Below are 16,013 nucleotides of genomic sequence, written 5' to 3'. Positions count from 1 at the left end.
AGCGATGTCCCTGCTCGACACTGATGGGACGCCGAAAACCACGACGAGGCTTGGGCAGACAACAATTGAACTCTAACAGTGGCACCGGACGAGCTGCTCACTCGTCCGGCGCCGCTGTCATGCAGAGTACCGTCAGCCCAGCTCGGTGACGGTGCCACCGGCGGCGGTGATCTTCTCCTTCGCCGCGCCGGTGACCTTGTCCGCGGTCACCTGGACCGCGACGCCGATCTCACCATCGCCGAGGACCTTGACCAGCTGGTTCTTGCGAACCGCGCCTGCGGCCACCAGCTCGGCCTTGCCGACCTCGCCGCCCTCCGGGAACAGCTTCGCGATCTTGCCGACGTTCACGACCTGGTATTCCGTGCGGAACGGGTTCGTGAAGCCCTTCAGCTTGGGCAGCCGCATGTGGATCGGCATCTGCCCGCCCTCGAAGGCGGCGGGAACGTTCTTGCGCGCCTTGGTGCCCTTGGTACCACGGCCCGCGGTCTTGCCCTTGGAGCCCTCACCGCGACCGACACGGATCTTCTCGGTCTTGGCGCCGGGAGCCGGACGCAGGTGATGCAACTTGATGGTCATGTCAGACCTCCTCAACGGTCACGAGGTGGCGCACGACGTTGATCAGCCCGCGGTTCTGGGCGTTGTCCTCGCGGACCACGGTCTTGCGGATACCGCGCAGACCAAGGGTCCGAAGGCTGTCCCGCTGATTCTTCTTGGCGCCGATCGAGCTCTTGATCTGGGTCACCTTGAGATCTGCCATTACTTGACACCTCCGGCAGCCTGGGCGCGCGCACGCAGCATGCCCGCAGGGGCGACGTCCTCGAGCGGCAGGCCACGGCGGGCCGCGACCTCTTCCGGACGCTGCAGCTGCTTGAGGGCGGTGACAGTCGCGTGCACAACGTTGATGGCGTTGTCGCTACCGAGCGACTTCGCCAGAATGTCGTGGATACCGGCGCATTCCAGCACGGCACGGGCCGCGCCGCCCGCGATCACACCGGTACCGGGCGAAGCCGGACGCAGCATGACCACACCGGCGGCCGCCTCACCCTGAACCGGGTGCGTGATGGTGGAGCCGATCATCGGGACGCGGAAGAAGTTCTTGCGAGCCTCTTCGACGCCCTTCTGGATGGCCGCGGGAACTTCCTTGGCCTTGCCGTAGCCGACGCCGACCAGGCCGTTGCCGTCACCGACGATCACGAGGGCGGTGAAGCTGAAGCGCCGACCACCCTTCACGACCTTGGAGACGCGGTTGATCGCGACGACCCGCTCGAGCTGGTTCTTCTCCGCGGCGTTGTCGCGACGGTCGCCACCGCCCCGACGGTCGCCGCCACCGCGACGGTCGCCGCGGCCGCCCTCGGGGGCGCTGCCATTCTGTCCGGCGGGTCCGCTTCCGCCGTCACGCCTCTGACGTCCCGGCATCAGACGTTCCTTCCGTTCATGATCAGCTGAACGCTCAGCTGTGTTTCCTGGATGCTTCGCAGGCTACGCATCAGAATTTCAACCCACCTTCGCGAGCGGCGTCGGCCAGTGCGGCGATCCGGCCGTGGTAGTCGTGCCCACCACGGTCGAACACGACGGCCTCGATACCGGCGGCCTTGGCACGCTCGGCCAGCAGGGCGCCGACCTTCTTGCTCTTGGCCGACTTGTCGCCGTCCAGCGCACGCACGTCGGCCTCGATGGTCGACGCGGCGGCGATGGTCTTGCCGACCGAGTCGTCGACCAGCTGCGCGTGCAGGTGCCGCGAGGAGCGGTTGACCACCAGGCGCGGGCGCTCGGTGGTGCCGGCGACCTTCTTGCGCAGGCGGAGGTGACGGCGCACCTTCGACAGGCGACGCTGGGTCGCCACGTCCTTGCCCAGGGGGATGCGCTTGGCCTTCTGGTTTTCGGTTTGCGCCATGATCACTTACCCGTCTTTCCGACCTTGCGGCGAACGACCTCGCCGGCGTAGCGGATGCCCTTGCCCTTGTACGGGTCGGGCTTGCGCAGGCCGTGGATGACCGCCGAAATCTGGCCGACCTTCTGCTTGTCGATCCCGGACACGGAGAACTTGGTGGGCGACTCCACCGCGAACGTGATGCCCTCGGGAGCCTCGATCGGCACCGGGTGGCTGTAGCCGAGGGCGAACTCGAGGTTCTGGCCCTTCAGCGCGACGCGGTAACCGACGCCGAAGATTTCCATCTTCTTCTCGTAGCCCTGGGTCACACCGACGATCATGTTCGACACGAGGGTGCGGGTCAGGCCGTGCAGCGCGCGGCTGCGGCGCTCGTCGTCCGGACGGGCGACCTCGAGCTGGCCGTCCTCGCCCTTGGCGACGGTGATCGGCTCGGCGACGGTGAGCGACAGGGTGCCCTTGGGCCCCTTCACCGAGATGTCCTGGCCGTCGATGGTCACATCCACACCGGCCGGAAGGGCGATGGGCTTCTTACCAATACGCGACATTGTCCCTGCTCCCTTACCAGACGTAAGCGAGGACTTCGCCGCCCACGCCCTGCTTGGCCGCCTGCTTGTCGGTGAGCAGGCCGGAGGACGTGGAGATGATCGCCACGCCGAGGCCGCCGAGCACCTTGGGCAGGTTGGTGGATTTCGCGTACACGCGCAGACCGGGCTTGGAGACACGGCGCACGCCGGCGAGGCTGCGCTCACGGCTCGGGCCGTACTTGAGGTCGACGACGAGGGTCTTGCCCACCTGCGCGTCCTCGGTCCGGTAATCGGCGATGTAGCCCTCGCGCTTGAGGATCTCGGCGATGTTCGCCTTGAGCTTCGAGTGCGGAGCCTTCACCTGATCGTGGTACGCCGAGTTGGCGTTGCGCAGACGTGTCAGGAAGTCTGCGATCGGATCAGTCATGGTCATGGTTCGACCTAGACACCTTTCTCGCCGCGGTTCCCATACAGCGCTGACATGCACATCGGCACGCCCAGCGGTGGGCCTACGACAATTCGGATGGTCCGGCCGACCCTTGCCGACCGGAGGAGGTTCGATCACCCGGGCGCACGCATGCGGGCATGGAGGTGCCCAGGCAACCGCTCTAGTGTAGGCAAGGGGTTCACCGGGGCAAAATCGGGGTCGGTGAGGTGCCCGCTTCGCTGGACTCATGACCAGCGGAAATAGCCCTTAGCCGGGCTAACATGGGCCTATGTCGAGCCCAGGCGTCGAACGACCCGACCTTCCGGAGTCCATGACCTGGGAGGAGCCAGAGCAGCTACCCGAGGAGATCGCCGGACAGATCGAACTCCGCAACGGGCGCGTCGTCTGGCGACAGCGGGGACCCGCCGAATATCAAGCGTTCACATTCGCGCTGACCAGCGCACTCAAGCGCTGCGCCCGCGATGGCATGGCCGAGCAGCCACAAAGCTGGTGGCGCGTCGACTTCGAAACCAACGTCTTCTTCGGCAAGACCGGCAAGTCGGACTTCGCCACCCCCGACGTCCTCGTCTACCGCCGCCTCGATACCCCCTACCAGGACATCCGCGCCGACGACGTGCTGCTTGTCGGCCACATCAGTTCTCCGGCGAACATCGAAATCGATCCGCACGAGGAGCAGCGACGCTACGCCGATGGGGGCATCCCTTGGTATTGGGAGGTGACGCTCGCGCGTAAGAAGAGTGCCATCGCGACAGTCCGCGCATACGCCCTGGAAACCGTCCCCGGCGAACTCCCACCCGGCGTACGCCCGCTCTATCCGACGAACTATCTCCTGATCGGCAAATGGTCACCGAACGATTCCGACGCCATCACCATCGACTTCCCGTTCCCCATCCACATCCCCTGGTCGGAGTTGGAGTTCTGACACGGATGGACGCTGCCTGAGTTCCAGACCCCGGCATATATGCCACAATACTCATATGCCCCTCAAGCGCACGATGGTTTACGCCGACGCTGAAGATTTAGCCGTCATCAAAGACGCCGCTGCACGGAGTGATGTCAGTGAGGCGGAGATCATCCGTAATGCAATCCATCTGGCCGCGATGCGGGTGCGCCGCCGATCCGAACCATTGCGTTTGAGGCGTTTCGCGAGCGGCGATCCCACTCTGGCCGAACGCGTCGACGACATCCTCGCCGACAACTTCGGCGACGACGCAGACCGCCGGTGACATCGGACTTCGAGCGACCGGGAATCGTTTTCGCCGACACTTCCGGACTCATCGCCGCATTCGACACCTCGTCACCGGACAGCGACGGCGCCTTTCGGGTACTCGAACAGGCTGGGCTCGTGGTCCTGTCGCCCCTGGTTCTCGCCGAGGTCGACCACGTCGCACGCCGGGAACTCGGCCCTCGCGTCTGCACGGAGATGATCGAAGATCTCACCGCCCAGGCGCGTACCAAGCACTTCGAAGTCGCTGTGGTGACTGCCGACGTTCTCGAGCAGGCCAACGCCGTCCGAAGGCTCTATCCCGACCTGCGTCTGGATCTCGCGGACGCCGTGACAGTCGCCCTGGCCGCCGACTACGAGACCAACGAAGTCCTCACACTCGACCGGAGGGACTTCCGCGCGGTGACCCCGCTCACCGAGCACAAATCCTTCCGAGTGCTACCGGACGACCTATAGCCGCACAGACCGCCCCTGGCTCAACCCTCCCGCGCACTCGACGCCCACAGTTTTGACTCACGAGTGGCACACCACTGCGCCATCAGCCGAGTAAGCCTCTCGATGGTGCGCCACTCGCGGTCCCATTCACACGGGGGTGGTTGTGCCCGGGTCGAGGATTGGTCCGCAGCTTGGGATGCGCCCGTCTTCACGGTTGCAAGTAGAGGCGCTCGCACGGCAAACGCGGCAGCCCGGCGGTATCGCCGGGAACAACGACGAGGTCGGCAGCGGCGCGTACGGCGCACCACTCTCGGATGAATCGCACGGCTGCGGTGTGGCAAGCGGCGAAGTCCAGGCTATGCAGATCCATCAGATCCGCGAGCCGACGGCTCATCGATCGGCCCGGCCTCCCGTCCTCGTAGTGCCGAACCCACACTCCGAGCAGCCCGATGGCCGCCACCATCATCGCGCCCGTGGGCTCGGTACGAGCGTTGAAGAGGTCGAAGAAAGCGCGAGTGCCAGGAAGACGCAACTCAGCTTGCTGTATTCCGACCCCATCCATACGGTCCGGTCACCGCTGCTCGTCTTCGACCCGCCGCATGATCTCGCTCGCCGGTATCGACTCATCCGGATCGCCGCCCAGGTCGATCACCCATGGCAACACCCAAAAGATCAATATCAACACCCCGGCGACCGCAGCCATGACGACGAGGACAACACCAAGTTCGGACATGCGCAGAACCCCCTTGACGCGATGTGGCGTGGACAGCCCGGCGCCGGGAAACAAGGTCGAGATCCTGGCGGCGGTGCTGGCTCGAGAGTCGCACTGGGGGCATCGGAATGACCATGGCACTTCTGGAACGAATCGCCCGAAGTGCCATCCGAATGTGTTGAGGGATATCAGTATTCGAGCTTGACCCGGTCTGCCAGCTCTCGCATCTCCCATGTCAGCGTCCGCCTGGTTGTCACGATCTTGCCGAGGATGTCGCGCGCATAGCGCTGCTGCACAAGCCATTCTGGAGCTGCCCTCTGCACACCCCACAATCCGTCCAGGGCTTCGCCGAACTGACCGAGCTGCACCTGGGCATTGGCCACGTCCAGTCGATGCCGAAGCCTGCTGGCCCCGTTCGGTTCGATAGTCGGTACAGGGACTTGGTTAGCAATAGCGAGCGTCTTCTCCGGCTCACCGGCAATGGCAAACGACTCGGCCGAGATATAGGCAACCTCCAACGGCCCGAACGTGCGGCCGAGCAGCCGTTCTATATAGATCTCACGGCCGATCCGGTATGCGGCCGCACGCGCCATCGACATCGCGTCTTCAGCCTCGCCTGGCTGGTTGTCGCGCACGGCGGCGTTGGCGACCTTCAGCCACAGTCGACCCCACATCGCCACCGTCGACACGCTCGCCCGCGAGAATCGCGGCTCGATGTCGTCGGCCCATTTGGTCGCCAGTGCCCGAGCGCCATCCAGAAGCCCTTGCCGCAGCAACGCCCAGAGCATGGTGTCGATGACCGTGGCCGCCTCGATATGGGTCTCGGCAGCGTCCATCGCACGCTCGAGCACGGCGTCGGCGGCCTCGAACTGCCTGGTCTGGACCAGCAATGAGGCCGTCATGTTCAAGACACGGAACCGGATCAAGCGCCCGTCTTCGACACTGTCGGCGTCGCGGATCAGGCCGGGGAGTAGCGCAGTGACCTCGCGGTACTTGTCGGCGCTGATCATCGCTTGCACGGCGTCGAGCGTTGCCTGCACTCCGGCGGCCGTCGCTGGCTCGTCGGCCGCCGGTGAGTTCCCGAACAACACCGGCCACACGGGTTCCCATTGCGCCTCGGTATCGGTATCGGCGATCTGGTAGTCGGGTTGGTCCTGTAGCTGCGAAGTACGCACCTTCAGCACCACCGCAAACTTGCGCAGCGTCTCGAGACGTGGTTCGTAATCGCCTTGCTCGATCTTCCTGATCTGTGACAGGGACACCCCAGATGCATTGGCCAAGTCGCGTTGAGTCATACCGGCCCGCTTTCGGGCATTCTTCAGCCGGTCCCCACCATCCACACTCATACCCCGAGGCTACGACTGATCGGTTCGCGCATGCAGGGATTCGTGCAACGACTGCCCTAGCAGAAGCGCATCCCCGCGAACCATCGCAGAGGCACAGATCGCGTCGCTGTTCGAAACCCCAGAGTTGCTGTTCCCGAGTAGCAGGAATACAAGCGCTATCGTCACCACACGGGCAGTGACACAAGGATCGAAACGCCCAGGCCGAGCCAGGAGATCGCGACACCTGTTCCGAACTGCCGAGCCCTGCCCTTCAACAGCAACAGGATGGCGACTAGCACTACCTCAGCCGCCAAGACGAAGGCGTACAGGAAGAGCAGATAGTACGCCGTGGCGATCAGGGGAACCGCATTGACCAGCATGGCCACCGAGCATCCGGCGAAGGACGCTCGACCGAAACCGGAGGTCGAACCTTCGTCCTCATCAGCGGAAGCGATCGTGATCCAAATCGCCGCCAGCGGCAGCGCCAAGGGAAAGAACCGCAGTGCCGGGACACAAAGCAGCACCGAGGACGCGGTGACCACGCCGAGCGCGACACCTCTGTGTCTGGGAGAACTCGACCATGTCAGTCCAACTCCGATGAGCGCGCCGAGCGCGGATATGGCCAAGTAGCAGCCGACCGGTGGCTCATTGCGATCCGGGTAGATCACCGCCATCGCGGCTGCCACGGCGATCAGCTGAGGAATGAACCACAGCGAAGTGGTCCAAGTCGCGGCAGTCCAATACCCGGAACCCGTCCGCAGAGCGCGGAGGCCGACCATAGTTCATCCTCCCTCTGAAACATGAGCCGCGGCCCTTGGTGCTGAATCGGACGGCGGAGCCTACCTGCCCAACGGATGATCGTCCTCGGTAATCGTGCGAACCGACGGAGCCTTGTCCGGCGTCCCAGCCGCAGTGCCTGGAAGATCAGTCGTCACCGGGAAGCCGGGAGGCTGATCGCCCGGGTATTCCTGGTACGTCCTGAACTGGTCGAAGATATTCGGATCGGTACCGGGAAGCTCATGATGGAACGGCAGGTTCACCCCCGGGCCCCACGAACGGCCGGACGCCGCCGGATCCACGGCAATAGTGCGAGTGCTGCCATCCGGGCGGTCCTGGTAAGCCTCGAGAGAAGGGTAATCCGACCGAGCACCTTGTATCTGGACACCGTCCTGGCCGGGAACGAATACCAAGTCGCCGTTGACCGATATCGGATGTTCGGACATCGGCCCCGGAGGATTCCTGGCTATGTCGGGCGCAAACGGATTAGCGGCGTCATAGCGGATACGAACTGTGCCGTCGTCCGTCTGCCATACGGTCGCCTCGGGAGCGCCGACCTTGGAAACTCCAGGACTACCGTCGGGATTCTGATCGACCGACGGATTCTGCCGGATGACGACGATGCCGTTCTCGTAGTCCACATACGTAGCGACGCGCGTGTGCTCGGGATCGAAGTTCGGATCAGCCGTCCTATTGTCACCCATGTCCCGGTTCGTAGGCGGGAAGCTTGTCACATCGCGCTGCTCGATGTACTGGCTGGTCCGGACCACACCTTGGTCTTGGACAGGATTGATGCGTACCACCCGGATCTCCGGCCCTACTCCCTGATACTTCGGGTCGAAGCTTTTCGGGTTCAGCGCCTCTGCAGTGGTCCAGTCGTTAGGGCTGGCCGGTGGCCGACCGAACACCTGCTGAAACGCCGCAGCAGAGGTGCGTATGCGTTCAGGGTCTGCCCTCGAATCCTCGGACCGGTTGGCCTGGATCGCGGCGTTGGCCGCTGCTAGCACCGACTCAGGCGCCATGGCCGCGAGTTCGTCATTCGCGGCCGCGATCTTCGCGCCCCACTGCGCGTCGAACGTCTCGAGCGTCGAGGCCAGGCCGCTGAGCCTGGAAAGTTGCACTCCTGCTTCGGAATTCCAGTCTTCTACACCACTGATGCTCCAGTCGTCACCGACCGTGACCGGAAGCGCGACGTAGTGCTGAAAGATCGACCGGATCTCGGACAGCGGGTGGGCCATATCGCGAGCGGCCCCAGCACAAGCGGTACCGAGGTCATCGTAAGCAATTGCGATAGCGCGCATCTGGTTCTGCTCTCGATCAGCCCGCCCCTCGGCTGCACTTCTCGCATCGCCTTTCCAAGCGAGGCCGTAGATGGTGCCGTGCATCGTGTTGGATGCCGTAATGATCGCTTCCGCGATGCGAGTCGCGTTGTCGGCAACCGCTTGGAGACCGGAAACATCCCAGTTCAGGACTTCGATAGGGGTAGGCATGACTTACCGTCCCCCGTGTGGGTCGCCGGAGTTGATATCGGATACGGCCGCGAGCCGATTGGCCGCGTCGATATCTGTGTTCTGGAACTTGTCGGCAGACAACGCCAGCAGTGCCGAGAACTGATTGAAGCGCGCCCGCAAAACTTCTTTGGCTATCTTGCTTCTGCCGTCGCTACCGCTGAGGGCTGCCCCGACGGCAGAGCCCTTCAACTTGTCGGCGACCGGCTCAGCGCCCAAGCGCGGTGCCCGATCGATTTCTCCCGGCAACAGCGCCATAGAACCTGCCGCCGCGCGCAGCGTGTCCGGGTCTACTTCGAATGCCATGCCTCCCCCTTCGATCCTGCACTCGGGATGTCGCACCTCTCCTGCAAGTACAACTGCTGTCCAGGCCGACCGAGCTCGAACAGCTTATCCGGCGGCCGCTGGCATCCTCAGAGCTACCTCGCGTGACCAAGCCACTCCCTCGGTGGAGTTCAGGAGGGTGCGCAGGGGCGGCGCGTCGAATGGTGAGCATCATGGACTGCACGTCAGCGAAAACTTCTTAGTTAGCACTGATTGTTGGGAATCCAGCACTAAACCAGACCGAGCGGAACGATTTTCTTTACCCCTCCGGAAGCCGCGTCAAACCAATACAGTTTGAGAGCTTCGTAACAGTGTCCCGCCCGAAGCGATCAATCCAGCAACATCCACCATCACTCAGGGGGTCAACCCGTGTCCCAACCGCCGCCACCGTCCCCCGGACCCGACACCGGCTCCGGCTACCCCACACAAGGAGTGCCGACGCCGCCACCGGGCTACCAGCAGCCAGGTTTTCAGCAACCCGGTTTTCCTCCCCCGCCCGGATACGCTCCGCCCCAGCAGCCAAAGAAGCGAGCTATCTGGCCATGGATCCTCATCGGCGCCATGATCCTGCTCTGCGGAGGCTGCTTCGGCATCGTCGGACTCTCCGTCAACGAATCCAAAACGGACGGAAAAAGCCCCGCTGGCAAGAACGTTGCCGCCGTTGGATCTGCCGTCCGCGACGGCCAGTTCGAATTCAAGGTGACCGCCATCGATCCCCCGGTCGCATCTGTTGGTAGCGGCGTGCTGGAGGAGAAGGCGCGCGGAGAGTTCCTGGTGATGCACGTCGACATCACCAACACTGGCAAGGAGCCGCGATCGTACTTCGACAGCAATCAGAAGCTGATCGATGATCAGGGCCGCGAGTACGCGAACAACTCGGCCGCCGCGCGACGGTTGGGCGCGGATACATGGACGTCGGATTTGAACCCCGGGTTCACGATTCAGGTAAAGATCGTGTTCGACGTGCCACCGGGCACGGTTCCTGCCGTGTTGGAGCTGCACGACAGCATGCTTTCTGGCGGTGTCAAGGTCGCACTTCGATAATGCTCCGGGGTTCGGCGGCACATGTCGGACGAGACTTCACGCAGACACCGTCGAACCCCGGCAGCTGGTCGTCGTACCGAACCGAATCTTCGCTTCGCAGTAGTGTTTTGCATGAAGCGGGTAGCGCAGAGTCCAGCCCTTATTGCACAACCTTCTAGTTACCAGATACCAAGGAACACAAGCCGCCATGAGAATCAAAAAGCTGGTTGTCACCACCGCTTTCGCAATCGCCGCGATCGGCTTGGCGCAGAACACCGCCTTCGCCGCGCCTCCCGTAACGACCGCCGAAGCTGTGGCAGCCCTGCCTGACAGCGTGCAGGGGATCGATCGCGGTGTCCGCTACGAGGCCCACCGCGACGGAAGCAGTTTCACCGCCACGCTAATGAGCGGGATCTTCCGCGTCACCGATGACACGATCGACATCGTCGCCGCCGACGGCAGCTCCATCGCGAGCGTTCCGCGCGCGCTCACGCTCGACCAGCACGTGATCACGTTGGAGCCGCGTGTGGATGTCAACGGCACCACGCTGGTCGCCGATGTCTCCGCCCAGGAGGTCGGCTATTGGCGCAAGACCTCGCCACGGCAGCGCAGCATCGAGGCGGGCATCGCGATGGGCGGTCTGATCGGCGGCGTCGGCGGCGCCATTGTCGGCCTCGTCATCGGCATCGCCGCGGGTGGACTGCTGCTTCCGATCAGCCTGCCGGTGAGCCTGATCGTCGGTGTGCTCGGCGGCATGGCGGTCGGCGGTGCTGCGGGCGCGTCGATCCCCAACTCCGATGTTCCCGACCAGTGGGACTACCAGGAGGAGTGCCACAACAGCGGGCCGTACCGCTACTGCTGGTAGTTTGCGGCGGCAGTCGATGGGGGCCGAAGGTCGAAGTCGGCCCTCTTCGCAACACACCAGCACCACAACGGCCGAGCTGATCGCAGCTACTCGCAGCAGGATTCGGCACATGTTCTTGGTCCTGATCCAGCAGCCCGCTCACGGCCTCTGGCACCGGCTGCTTTTGGTCGACCTGGCGCCGCCGACCTTCACCCCCACACCGGCGACATCGCCGCCAACTCGACTGATCACGCGGTCCGGCTGGAGTATCGAATTTCTGCACGACGTCGAGACGCACAGGTAGACCGGGGACGCACTGAACGATATCAACATGTGGCCGGGAAGCAGTGCGTCTTGATGGGGCCGAAACGAGAGCTTCCCGGCAGTCGCCCGAGGCAACGACTGGGTCGGCGACAGCATCGCTTCCAGTTTGCCGAGACCTCATTTCGGATCGAATTACCGTGCTGCTCAATCGGTTCCACATTGTGGACAATCTCACAAGGTTTGCCTTGACGGTCGTGCAGTCGCTACCAATAGTGCGTTCACATCACACGAAACGACGTTCGATTCGTCCACGTGGGGGTGTCGGGGGTCGGGGAGGAGAAGAAAATCAATGGTCTATCGCGCTGCAATTCGGGTCGGTCGTAAGGCGCTCATCGGTGCGCTGCCACTGGCCGTGGCGACTACGTTCGCCGGTGCCGGAGCCGCATCGGCCACCAACTACGCCGAGCAGCAGGCGCAGCTGGCGCAGGCGATTTCTACGTCGGGCACGTCCGCGGACATCGGCTACCGCACCACGGTCGCGCCGGACCTGCGCAGCGTGTCCGCCACGCTGGACGCGGGCACGTTCCAGCTCGGCGATGCCTCGATCAAGGTCGTGGACAAGGCCGGCGCGGCGGTCACCGAGCTTCCGCGCACGCTGGCCACGCCGTCCGGTACCACCATCGCCCTGGATGCCAAGGTGTCCGAAGACGGCCGCACGCTGTCGGTGACGACACCTGAGGTCTCGGCGGCGACGGGCGCGGAACTGAAGGACATCGCGACCAATCCGGGCGCGCAGTACCCGGATCCGGTCATGAACGGTGCGGCCGCGGGCGCGGGCGTCGGTGCGGTCGCCGCCCTTATCACCTGCATTCCGACCCTGGCGATCTTCGTGGTCGGTTACGCGCTGTGCGCCGTGGTCGGCGTGGTGACCACCGCCATCCTGGGTGCCGTGGTCGGCGCGGTCGTGGGTACGGTCGCGCCGGATGTCATTCCGCAGGTGCTGCCCTGACAATCAGCGATTGATCTGCTGAGCTGAAACGCGAAAGGCGCTGCGGCGGACACGATCCGCCGCAGCGCCTTGCTTCTGGTCGTCCATGGTTCGCTACTTGGCGCACGCTCGGTGGTCACACAGCCGCGCGGGCTCTGTCGCGTCCGCGATTACCGGTGACCTCAGGGCTGACATCGGTCGAGGAGGTCGCCAGATGCCTCTTCCGGCAACCTGTCGGTGTGACAGCGTTCGGCGTGCCATACGCCCAGCTGCGGAGTCAACGGGAGATCACATCGGGTACACCGGATGCTTGCGCGGGTTGAACTCCGGCTTGACCGGCGGCTTGTCCCGCAACAGGCGTAGCGCGTTCCGGATCTCCAGACGGGTCCGCGACGGTTCGATGACCGCGTCGATGTAGCCGCGTTCGGCGGCGATCCACGGGGTGGCGATCGTCTCGTTGTACTGGTTGATCATGAACTCGCGCGCCGCTGCCCGATGCTCCTCGGGCACCGCCGCCAATTGCCGCTTGCCGATGAGGTCGACCGCGCTCTCGGCGCCGATGACCGCGATCCGGGCCGTCGGCCAGGCGAAACTGATATCGGCGCCCACCTGTCGGGCCGCCATCATGCCGTAGGCGCCACCGTAAGACTTGCGCACGACCAGGTTGATGATCGGGACCGTCGCCTCGATGATCGCGCGCGGTACCCGCCCGCCGCGGATGATCACACCGTTGGCTTCCTGCTCGAGGCCCGGCAGCACGCCCGGGGTGTCCGCGACGAACACCAGCGGGATATTGAACGCGTCGCAGAGCCGGATGAAGTAGGTCGACTTGTCCGAGCAGGCGGCGTCGATGGAACCGCCCAGCACCAGCGGCTGGTTGGCGATCACACCGACCGGATAACCGTCGACCCTGGCGAACCCGGTGATCAGATTCGGGGCGAACGCGGCGCGGATCTCGTGGAATTCACCGTCGTCGAAAATCCGCAGCAGGATCTCGTGCATGTCGTAACCGGCGCGATCGGAATCCGGGATGATTGTATCGAGCTCCCGGTCGGTAGCAGTGATCTCCGGCTCCAGGCCGGGGTTCACGATCGGCGGCTGCTCGAGACAGCTCGTCGGCATGTAGCTCAGGTAGTTGCGCGCCCACTCGTAGGCTTCCTGCTCGGTGTCGGCCACGTGATGCAGGGTGCCGCGTTTGGCTTGGACCTCGGCGCCCCCGAGCTCCTCGGCGGTGATGTCCTCACCGTTGACGGCTTTGATCACCTCCGGCCCGGTGACGAACATGTAGGAATCCTTGGTGCCGATGAGCACGTCGGTGTTGATCGGCCCGTACACCGAACCCGCCGCGCACTTGCCGAGAATGATCGACACCTGCGGCACATACCCGGACAGTTTCTCCAACACCCGCGAAATATCACCGAACGAAGCGATCGAACCCACCGCGTCCTGGATACGCGCACCGCCGGAATCATTGATCGTCACCACCGGGCATGCGTTGTCGAACGCGAGTTGCAGCGCCCGCATGAACTTTCGGGCGGACGTGATACCGACCGACCCTCCGTACACGGTCTGATCGTGGGCGATCACCACCACCGGACGGCCCCCGATCAGGCCGCGACCGGTGACAAGCCCGTCACCGTAGAGAGCATCCGGTCGGTCGGGCTGACGAGCCAACGCACCGGTCTCGATGAATGTCCCGGGGTCGAGCAGCATGTTCACACGCTGGCGAACGCTCGGAACGCCCTTCTTCTCCCGCTTGGCGACACCGGCCTCACCCGCCGGTTCCGCAGCAATCGTCAGGATCTTGACCAGTTCCTCGAGCTTCGCCTCGGTACCTGTCACGCTCGCCGCCACCTTCCGAACCAACTGTTGTGCCCCCGCGACGTTAAGCGTTATCGACACAAAACGTGTCATCGAACTGGATATCCCGGACAAATCACAGCCGAGGTCGGCCACACATCAGATCCTCGACAGTCAGGGGAACGAAGGACTGGCAAGACGCCGTTGCATGGCGATGATCGTTTCGGGCGATTCGAAGGCACGGTCGCGGCGGCCGACGGTGAGCCGGCGCAGGATTCCACCTTCGGTCGAACACTCGACGGCGGCGTCAGCGGCGGGAAACCGCGTCCGATCAGTGTTGCCGCGGTGTAAGCGCCTCCATGAAAGGCGAGGGCACGGACTCAGTATGAGTCCGTGCCCTCGGCGTCTTGCTATTCAAGTGCGCTCACGAGGAGCGCGAGCTCACCAGGAGCTCTTGTGCACGCCGGGCAGCTCGCCGCGGTGCGCCATTTCGCGCAGGCACACGCGGCAGAGGCCGAACTTGCGGTAGACCGCGTGGGGGCGGGCGCAGCGCTGGCAGCGGGTGTAGGCGCGGACAGCGAACTTCGGCTTGGCGTTGGCCTTGTTGACCAGTGCTTTCTTAGCCATGTGCTCAGTTCTCCTTGAACGGGAAGCCGAGGTGCTTGAGCAGGGCACGGCCTTCTTCGTTGTTGGTCGCGGTGGTCACCACGGTGATGTCCATACCACGCGGGCGGTCGATCTTGTCGACGTCGATCTCGTGGAACATCGACTGCTCGCTCAGGCCGAACGTGTAGTTGCCGTTGCCGTCGAACTGCTTCGGCGACAGGCCGCGGAAGTCGCGGATACGGGGCAGCGCGATGGAGACCAGGCGGTCCAGGAACTCCCACATCCGGTCGCCGCGCAGGGTGACCTTGGCGCCGATCGGCATGCCCTCACGCAGCTTGAACTGCGCGATGGACTTGGTCGCCTTGCGGATCTGCGGCTTCTGACCGGTGATCAGGGCCAGGTCCTCGACGGCGCCGTTGATCAGCTTCGCGTCGCGGGCGGCGTCGCCGACACCCATGTTGACGACGACCTTCACCACGCCGGGGATCTGCATCACATTGGCGTAGCCGAATTCCTTGTTCAGCGCGTCCTTGATCTCTTCGCGGTAGCGCTGCTTCAGCCGGGGCTGCACTTTTTCGGTCGTGGTCATGTCAGATGTCCTTCCCGTTCTTACGGGAGATCCGGACCCGCTTGCCGCTCTCCTCGTCGGTCCGGTAGCCGACGCGGGCCGGCTTGCCGTCGGAGTCGACGACCATCACGTTGGAGACGTGGATGGGGGCTTCCTGGGTCACGATGCCGCCCGAGGAGGCGCCGCGCTGGTTGGCGGAGTTCGCGACGTGCTTCTTGATCCGGTTCACGCCCTCGACGAGAACCCGGTTCTCCTTCGGGTAGGCCTGGATGACCTTGCCCTTGGCACCCTTGTCCTTGCCCGAGATGACGAGCACGGTGTCGCCCTTGTGCACCTTCATGTCAGAGCACCTCCGGGGCCAGCGAGACGATCTTCATGAACTTCTTGTCGCGCAGCTCGCGCCCGACCGGGCCGAAGATGCGGGTGCCGCGCGGGTCGTTGTCCGCCTTGATGAGCACGGCCGCGTTCTCGTCGAAACGGATGTAGGAACCGTCCGGACGGCGGCGCTCCTTGGTGGTGCGCACGACGACGGCCTTGACGACGTCACCCCGCTTCACGTTGCCGCCGGGGATGGCGTCCTTGACGGTAGCGACGATGATGTCGCCGATACCGGCATAGCGACGCGACGAACCGCCGAGAACGCGGATGCAAAGGATCTCCTTCGCGCCCGTGTTGTCGGCGACGCGCAGTCGCGACTCCTGCTGAATCACTTCAGCGTCCTCCTTGACCTGGACGTATGTGCACGCCGGAT

23 protein-coding genes are annotated in these 16,013 nt (G+C 64.2%); 6 read left to right on the top strand and 17 right to left on the bottom strand.

Going from position 1 to position 16,013, the window contains the following annotated elements; all coding sequences use genetic code 11:
• Window positions 1-132: 132 nt before the first annotated feature.
• The 6 genes from rplO to rpsH all read right to left on the bottom strand — a co-directional run bounded on the left by rplO (window position 133) and on the right by rpsH (window position 2,848).
• A complete protein-coding gene (rplO, locus tag ACWDMM_RS19110) occupies window positions 133-576 on the bottom strand; it encodes a 50S ribosomal protein L15 (RefSeq protein WP_039795561.1) in 444 nt (147 codons plus the stop codon).
• Window position 577: 1 nt separating this feature from the next.
• Window positions 578-757 (bottom strand): 50S ribosomal protein L30, encoded by a 180-nt coding sequence (rpmD, locus tag ACWDMM_RS19105; protein WP_039795559.1) that lies wholly within the window; start codon window positions 755-757, stop codon window positions 578-580.
• Window positions 757-1,416, bottom strand: coding sequence for a 30S ribosomal protein S5 (rpsE, locus tag ACWDMM_RS19100; protein WP_039795557.1), 660 nt, complete (start codon window positions 1,414-1,416; stop codon window positions 757-759). The genes rpmD and rpsE overlap by 1 nt, the downstream gene beginning before the upstream one ends.
• A 70-nt stretch (window positions 1,417-1,486) precedes the next feature.
• The gene (gene rplR, locus ACWDMM_RS19095; protein WP_323124516.1) at window positions 1,487-1,894 is read right to left on the bottom strand and encodes a 50S ribosomal protein L18; all 408 of its coding nucleotides are present in this window, start codon (window positions 1,892-1,894) and stop codon (window positions 1,487-1,489) included.
• Window positions 1,895-1,896: 2 nt separating this feature from the next.
• Window positions 1,897-2,436, bottom strand: a complete 540-nt coding sequence (rplF, locus tag ACWDMM_RS19090) for a 50S ribosomal protein L6 (protein WP_063021307.1) — start codon at window positions 2,434-2,436, stop codon at window positions 1,897-1,899.
• 13 nt (window positions 2,437-2,449) lie between these two features.
• Window positions 2,450-2,848 (bottom strand): 30S ribosomal protein S8, encoded by a 399-nt coding sequence (gene rpsH, locus ACWDMM_RS19085; RefSeq protein ID WP_159839642.1) that lies wholly within the window; start codon window positions 2,846-2,848, stop codon window positions 2,450-2,452.
• 325 nt (window positions 2,849-3,173) lie between these two features.
• Between rpsH and ACWDMM_RS19080 the strand changes: the two genes are divergently transcribed.
• The 3 genes from ACWDMM_RS19080 to ACWDMM_RS19070 are packed head-to-tail and all read left to right on the top strand — an operon-like array spanning window position 3,174 to window position 4,544.
• Entirely contained in the window at window positions 3,174-3,785 is a 612-nt protein-coding gene (locus ACWDMM_RS19080; RefSeq protein ID WP_449938656.1) for a Uma2 family endonuclease, read from the top strand.
• A gap of 55 nt (window positions 3,786-3,840) precedes the next feature.
• Window positions 3,841-4,089 carry a CopG family transcriptional regulator gene (locus ACWDMM_RS19075; RefSeq protein WP_449938655.1) on the top strand — a complete coding sequence of 83 codons (249 nt, stop codon included), beginning with the start codon at window positions 3,841-3,843 and terminating at the stop codon, window positions 4,087-4,089.
• Window positions 4,086-4,544 carry a type II toxin-antitoxin system VapC family toxin gene (locus ACWDMM_RS19070; protein WP_449938653.1) on the top strand — a complete coding sequence of 153 codons (459 nt, stop codon included), beginning with the start codon at window positions 4,086-4,088 and terminating at the stop codon, window positions 4,542-4,544. The genes ACWDMM_RS19075 and ACWDMM_RS19070 overlap by 4 nt, the downstream gene beginning before the upstream one ends.
• Before the next feature lie 187 nt (window positions 4,545-4,731).
• On the opposite strand, the gene ACWDMM_RS19065 is transcribed toward ACWDMM_RS19070, so the two are convergent.
• The 6 genes from ACWDMM_RS19065 to ACWDMM_RS19040 all read right to left on the bottom strand — a co-directional run bounded on the left by ACWDMM_RS19065 (window position 4,732) and on the right by ACWDMM_RS19040 (window position 9,151).
• Complete coding sequence (locus ACWDMM_RS19065; RefSeq protein WP_449938651.1) at window positions 4,732-5,085, bottom strand: hypothetical protein; 354 nt, start codon at window positions 5,083-5,085, stop codon at window positions 4,732-4,734.
• 9 nt (window positions 5,086-5,094) lie between these two features.
• The gene (locus tag ACWDMM_RS19060) at window positions 5,095-5,256 is read right to left on the bottom strand and encodes a hypothetical protein (protein WP_449938650.1); all 162 of its coding nucleotides are present in this window, start codon (window positions 5,254-5,256) and stop codon (window positions 5,095-5,097) included.
• Window positions 5,257-5,423: 167 nt separating this feature from the next.
• Window positions 5,424-6,581: a helix-turn-helix domain-containing protein gene (locus tag ACWDMM_RS19055; protein ID WP_357106658.1), complete on the bottom strand. Its 1,158-nt coding sequence runs from the start codon at window positions 6,579-6,581 to the stop codon at window positions 5,424-5,426.
• Between the two features lie 161 nt (window positions 6,582-6,742).
• Complete coding sequence (locus tag ACWDMM_RS19050; protein WP_357106661.1) at window positions 6,743-7,339, bottom strand: hypothetical protein; 597 nt, start codon at window positions 7,337-7,339, stop codon at window positions 6,743-6,745.
• 60 nt (window positions 7,340-7,399) lie between these two features.
• Window positions 7,400-8,827, bottom strand: a complete 1,428-nt coding sequence (locus ACWDMM_RS19045; RefSeq protein ID WP_281916616.1) for a WXG100 family type VII secretion target — start codon at window positions 8,825-8,827, stop codon at window positions 7,400-7,402.
• A gap of 3 nt (window positions 8,828-8,830) precedes the next feature.
• Window positions 8,831-9,151 (bottom strand): hypothetical protein, encoded by a 321-nt coding sequence (locus tag ACWDMM_RS19040; protein WP_357106665.1) that lies wholly within the window; start codon window positions 9,149-9,151, stop codon window positions 8,831-8,833.
• A 579-nt stretch (window positions 9,152-9,730) separates the two neighbouring features.
• On the opposite strand from ACWDMM_RS19040, the gene ACWDMM_RS19035 reads away from it, so the two are divergent.
• From ACWDMM_RS19035 to ACWDMM_RS19025, 3 genes are all read left to right on the top strand, one after another.
• Window positions 9,731-10,213, top strand: coding sequence for a DUF4352 domain-containing protein (locus tag ACWDMM_RS19035; protein ID WP_281916614.1), 483 nt, complete (start codon window positions 9,731-9,733; stop codon window positions 10,211-10,213).
• Between the two features lie 187 nt (window positions 10,214-10,400).
• Window positions 10,401-11,057, top strand: coding sequence for a hypothetical protein (locus tag ACWDMM_RS19030; RefSeq protein ID WP_449938647.1), 657 nt, complete (start codon window positions 10,401-10,403; stop codon window positions 11,055-11,057).
• A gap of 592 nt (window positions 11,058-11,649) precedes the next feature.
• Complete coding sequence (locus ACWDMM_RS19025) at window positions 11,650-12,309, top strand: hypothetical protein (protein WP_195080373.1); 660 nt, start codon at window positions 11,650-11,652, stop codon at window positions 12,307-12,309.
• 267 nt (window positions 12,310-12,576) lie between these two features.
• Here the strand turns inward: ACWDMM_RS19025 and ACWDMM_RS19020 are convergent, their stop codons facing one another.
• The 5 genes from ACWDMM_RS19020 to rplN form a co-directional block, all read right to left on the bottom strand.
• The gene (locus tag ACWDMM_RS19020) at window positions 12,577-14,130 is read right to left on the bottom strand and encodes an acyl-CoA carboxylase subunit beta (RefSeq protein WP_195080372.1); all 1,554 of its coding nucleotides are present in this window, start codon (window positions 14,128-14,130) and stop codon (window positions 12,577-12,579) included.
• Between the two features lie 399 nt (window positions 14,131-14,529).
• Complete coding sequence (locus tag ACWDMM_RS19015; protein WP_067807946.1) at window positions 14,530-14,715, bottom strand: type Z 30S ribosomal protein S14; 186 nt, start codon at window positions 14,713-14,715, stop codon at window positions 14,530-14,532.
• Between the two features lie 4 nt (window positions 14,716-14,719).
• Window positions 14,720-15,283 carry a 50S ribosomal protein L5 gene (gene rplE / locus ACWDMM_RS19010; protein WP_067807951.1) on the bottom strand — a complete coding sequence of 188 codons (564 nt, stop codon included), beginning with the start codon at window positions 15,281-15,283 and terminating at the stop codon, window positions 14,720-14,722.
• 1 nt (window position 15,284) lies between these two features.
• On the bottom strand, window positions 15,285-15,602 hold the full coding sequence (rplX, locus tag ACWDMM_RS19005; protein ID WP_039795507.1) for a 50S ribosomal protein L24: 318 nt from the start codon (window positions 15,600-15,602) through the stop codon (window positions 15,285-15,287).
• 1 nt (window position 15,603) lies between these two features.
• Window positions 15,604-15,972 (bottom strand): 50S ribosomal protein L14, encoded by a 369-nt coding sequence (gene rplN, locus ACWDMM_RS19000; RefSeq protein ID WP_067807954.1) that lies wholly within the window; start codon window positions 15,970-15,972, stop codon window positions 15,604-15,606.
• Window positions 15,973-16,013: the final 41 nt, after the last annotated feature.

This window comes from Nocardia sp. NPDC003726, assembly GCF_053586955.1.
The sequence above is the reverse complement of the archived record's forward strand: the minus strand, read 5'-3'. Positions and strand labels throughout refer to the sequence as shown.

What these genes read in the sequence shown, in the direction of transcription:
- ACWDMM_RS19080 (WP_449938656.1), top strand. Translation starts at nt 3,174, where the DNA reads ATGACCTGGGAGGAGCCAGAGCAGCTACCCGAGGAGATCGCCGGACAG.
- ACWDMM_RS19060 (WP_449938650.1), bottom strand. Translation starts at nt 5,256, where the DNA reads ATGTCCGAACTTGGTGTTGTCCTCGTCGTCATGGCTGCGGTCGCCGGG.
- rplO (WP_039795561.1), bottom strand. Translation starts at nt 576, where the DNA reads ATGACCATCAAGTTGCATCACCTGCGTCCGGCTCCCGGCGCCAAGACC.
- ACWDMM_RS19045 (WP_281916616.1), bottom strand. Translation starts at nt 8,827, where the DNA reads ATGCCTACCCCTATCGAAGTCCTGAACTGGGATGTTTCCGGTCTCCAA.
- rplF (WP_063021307.1), bottom strand. Translation starts at nt 2,436, where the DNA reads ATGTCGCGTATTGGTAAGAAGCCCATCGCCCTTCCGGCCGGTGTGGAT.
- ACWDMM_RS19035 (WP_281916614.1), top strand. Translation starts at nt 9,731, where the DNA reads ATGATCCTGCTCTGCGGAGGCTGCTTCGGCATCGTCGGACTCTCCGTC.
- ACWDMM_RS19030 (WP_449938647.1), top strand. Translation starts at nt 10,401, where the DNA reads ATGAGAATCAAAAAGCTGGTTGTCACCACCGCTTTCGCAATCGCCGCG.
- ACWDMM_RS19025 (WP_195080373.1), top strand. Translation starts at nt 11,650, where the DNA reads ATGGTCTATCGCGCTGCAATTCGGGTCGGTCGTAAGGCGCTCATCGGT.
- ACWDMM_RS19050 (WP_357106661.1), bottom strand. Translation starts at nt 7,339, where the DNA reads ATGGTCGGCCTCCGCGCTCTGCGGACGGGTTCCGGGTATTGGACTGCC.
- rpsE (WP_039795557.1), bottom strand. Translation starts at nt 1,416, where the DNA reads ATGCCGGGACGTCAGAGGCGTGACGGCGGAAGCGGACCCGCCGGACAG.
- rpsH (WP_159839642.1), bottom strand. Translation starts at nt 2,848, where the DNA reads ATGACCATGACTGATCCGATCGCAGACTTCCTGACACGTCTGCGCAAC.
- ACWDMM_RS19040 (WP_357106665.1), bottom strand. Translation starts at nt 9,151, where the DNA reads ATGGCATTCGAAGTAGACCCGGACACGCTGCGCGCGGCGGCAGGTTCT.
- rplE (WP_067807951.1), bottom strand. Translation starts at nt 15,283, where the DNA reads ATGACCACGACCGAAAAAGTGCAGCCCCGGCTGAAGCAGCGCTACCGC.
- ACWDMM_RS19075 (WP_449938655.1), top strand. Translation starts at nt 3,841, where the DNA reads ATGCCCCTCAAGCGCACGATGGTTTACGCCGACGCTGAAGATTTAGCC.
- rplX (WP_039795507.1), bottom strand. Translation starts at nt 15,602, where the DNA reads ATGAAGGTGCACAAGGGCGACACCGTGCTCGTCATCTCGGGCAAGGAC.
- rpmD (WP_039795559.1), bottom strand. Translation starts at nt 757, where the DNA reads ATGGCAGATCTCAAGGTGACCCAGATCAAGAGCTCGATCGGCGCCAAG.
- ACWDMM_RS19055 (WP_357106658.1), bottom strand. Translation starts at nt 6,581, where the DNA reads ATGAGTGTGGATGGTGGGGACCGGCTGAAGAATGCCCGAAAGCGGGCC.
- ACWDMM_RS19015 (WP_067807946.1), bottom strand. Translation starts at nt 14,715, where the DNA reads ATGGCTAAGAAAGCACTGGTCAACAAGGCCAACGCCAAGCCGAAGTTC.
- rplR (WP_323124516.1), bottom strand. Translation starts at nt 1,894, where the DNA reads ATGGCGCAAACCGAAAACCAGAAGGCCAAGCGCATCCCCCTGGGCAAG.
- ACWDMM_RS19065 (WP_449938651.1), bottom strand. Translation starts at nt 5,085, where the DNA reads ATGGATGGGGTCGGAATACAGCAAGCTGAGTTGCGTCTTCCTGGCACT.